The following is a 2,826-nucleotide window of genomic DNA, read 5'->3' as shown; positions in this document are numbered from 1 at the left end:
AGCTATATAAATAGACGCAACAAGCGTAGAGGATATTATTGTTTCCCAAGGTTTCCGTCTGCTGTAGGCTAGGGCATCGTTAGGATTAATCTTGATGGCTTAGTTATAATCGGTGATTGCCCTTTGTTTGTCTCTCAATTCAGAGCGGGCAATACCCCGGTTGTAATAGGTATTGGCAAAGTTAGGATTAATCTTGATGGCTTGGTTGAAATCAATGATCGCCCCTTGCAAGTCTCTCAAGTCAAAGCGGGCATTTCCCCGGTTATTGTAGGCATTGGCAAAGTTAGGATTAATCTTGATGGCTTGGTTGAAATCAACGATCGCCCCTTGCAAGTCTCCTGATGCAGAGCGGACAACTCCCCGGTTGTAGTAGGCTTGGGCAAAGTTAGGATTAATCTTGATGGCTTGGTTGAAATCGGCGATCGCCCCTTGCAAGTCTCCTTTTTTGTACTTATCCCCAGCCTGAATATAGAAGTCATCAGCTTTCGGTACTGTGGCTGTTGGTATCTTAGGTGTACTAACGCCCACATCTGCCCCAGTTTTAGCTGAGAGTCTCAAAAAGGTATTGACTCGTTTAGTGGCTTCAGTACCAGAACTATCATAATTATCAATTTCTACAGTAATAGCTTTGGCAACTTTAGCAATTTCGGCTCAGGAGAGTGCAAAAGCATTTTGAGGTTGTACAAAAGCAATTGATACACCTATTAATGCTGGAGCTAGAGAATAATAAAATTTCATTTAATTTATAATCAAAGAGTAAATAACAGTAACAGATACAGCAAGAGTTCCTAAAATTCCCAAAAAAGACGATTTCAATAAAATACCGTAATTAATTATAGAAAGTCGGTCGAAATAAATGCAGTCTTTTTATAGGCGTATAAATAATTACTTTTATATAAGTTAAACGCTAGTAAACCAAGCATTGGTTTTTATATACTCTGCCCAAGTGGATAATTCAGTAGAGTATTTTATGAAAGTGCGCTTGTCGTAGGCGTTCGCGTATCCGCCCACCGGGAGCAATGCGATCGCCAAAAGCCTAAGCTTCTCTTCGAGACGCTTCGCGAACGCTTCTCGCCGCCCCCGCCTCATCCCTGCCTAAGTAACAATCGCGCCTCCACAGCTTACGATTGCTCCTTGGGGTAATGGTGCATTTATGTTTGCTTGACCAAATTTTGATAACCATTGGTTAACACGCATTCAGCCAAGGGTGTTGTATTGGGTTTGGTTTATTGCGTCTAATCCTTGTATGGTGCAGCTTTAAAAGTTTTTCGCTCTTTCTGCATAAAGTACAAAACTTGAACTGAAGAGTATTACATAGCGAACGAATTATATGTAAAACAGGGGGGTAATAGTTTAAAACTCCCATATTTAATTTTTTTGTAAGCGCTGCTCTGGACTCCTTGCCCCAGGGCAGTTTTTTATTGTGCAGGTAGCTGAGGATCTTGCACCCACTGCCAACAATCGAGTTACACATGTAGTGCGTTGTTTAGTCGCTGTAAACGGAATATTGCGGTAGAGTCCGTAAAAGCGTTAACCTCAAGTGTAGCAAGCATAAACCCTGATCATCAGTAAAACTCCTAGCACAGGCATTTAAGGAATGGCAAAGATTCAGCAGATTTGGCAACGTTGGATTCCTGGACTGCTTGAGAAAACAGTAAAGCGTGGAGAAACAGTGGAGTCGGGAGCAGAAGTTACTAAAGCTGCTTTGGAATTTGCGGTCGCATTGGGCGTGCTAGCGAGTGTACCATCGGCACCAGTAGTTGCGGCGGGGTTAGCATTTGTAGGAATTGGACGGCAAGGCTTGGCATTGTTACATGAGAGAACAAATCAAAAATTTGAGATAGAAGAATGGATAGCTTTTGCTTGTCCATTAGCTTATATAAATAGTTTTAATGCTTTAGTTGAGAGAAACGTTTTGTTACAGGAAAAACTGAATGCAGAGTTAAAAGAGCAGGAAGTTAAGCTTCACTTTCACCAACTGGGACAGTTAGAATTAGACAATAGTAAAGCTGAAGAAGCACTAAAGCAGTTTCCAAATTCAACATTAGGACAAGCTTTAAATCAAGAATTATCTACTTACCTAGAAACAAAAGGAATTAAATCGGAGATTGCATCTTTAGTCACAGGATGGGTAGCCTGGGATACATATAATTATATCAAGCAGCTTTTCTATTACGAATCAGAAGATGTGTGTCAAACCTTAAGTTTGATGATAATAGCAGCACAAGAAGTAAGAGCAAATGAGAAATACGCCAGCATTGAGTCATACCTGAAAGAGCAGATATCGCCCTTACCCAGCGACCCGTTACTAATTGAACGATGGAAGGTAATAGGTGAAGAATTTAAAATTACTGAAATTTATGTGCCATTGAAAGCGCAGTTGTTAGATAGTAATGGCAAACCTAAAGAAGAAGATACTGTTGATTTAGAAAATTGGGTAACAGAACAACTGAATAAATCTGAAACAGATAGGCAAGTTATTTTTATTCAAGCAGGCCCAGGGCGAGGCAAAAGCGTATCTTGTAAAATGTTTGCAGAGCGGGTAAGAAAAGAACTTCACCCCATTTGGACACCAATATTAATTAGGCTAAGAGACATAGATGCTTTTGAGCCAAATATCGAAAATACTCTTCGTGCGGCTGTTAGAGAAAATTTTGCTAACCGAGATGATTGGTTAGAGGCTGTTTGAAAAGTTTGGGGGGGTAAAATTTTATGCTAATCGTCTTACCATGATCCGGATCATGGCAAGGTAGATAAACGTCTCCGATGTTTCCGGTAATAACTCATAGTCTCTGGCCAATCGCCGACAGCCCATTAGCCACCCAA

At 40.7% G+C, this 2,826-nt stretch carries 3 protein-coding genes; 1 reads left to right on the top strand and 2 read right to left on the bottom strand.

The annotated features are described in order from the left end of the window. Positions 1-99 precede the first annotated feature (99 nt). Positions 100-558 carry a tetratricopeptide repeat protein gene (locus H6G26_RS40610; RefSeq protein ID WP_199327299.1) on the bottom strand — a complete coding sequence of 153 codons (459 nt, stop codon included), beginning with the start codon at positions 556-558 and terminating at the stop codon, positions 100-102. A gap of 1,039 nt (positions 559-1,597) precedes the next feature. Here H6G26_RS40610 and H6G26_RS40605 point away from each other — a divergent pair. Further along, positions 1,598-2,689 carry a hypothetical protein gene (locus tag H6G26_RS40605; RefSeq protein WP_190737676.1) on the top strand — a complete coding sequence of 364 codons (1,092 nt, stop codon included), beginning with the start codon at positions 1,598-1,600 and terminating at the stop codon, positions 2,687-2,689. A 21-nt stretch (positions 2,690-2,710) separates the two neighbouring features. Here the strand turns inward: H6G26_RS40605 and H6G26_RS40600 are convergent. Beyond that, positions 2,711-2,826 (bottom strand): transposase (locus H6G26_RS40600; RefSeq protein WP_190727979.1); only part of this gene is annotated, 116 nt, incomplete at its 5' end.

Origin of the sequence: Nostoc sp. FACHB-888 (assembly GCF_014696655.1) — a bacterium.
In the GTDB taxonomy this organism is placed as follows: Bacteria; Cyanobacteriota; Cyanobacteriia; order Cyanobacteriales; family Nostocaceae; genus Nostoc.
Note: the sequence above shows the minus strand (reverse complement) of the source record. Positions and strands in the feature narration are given on the sequence as shown.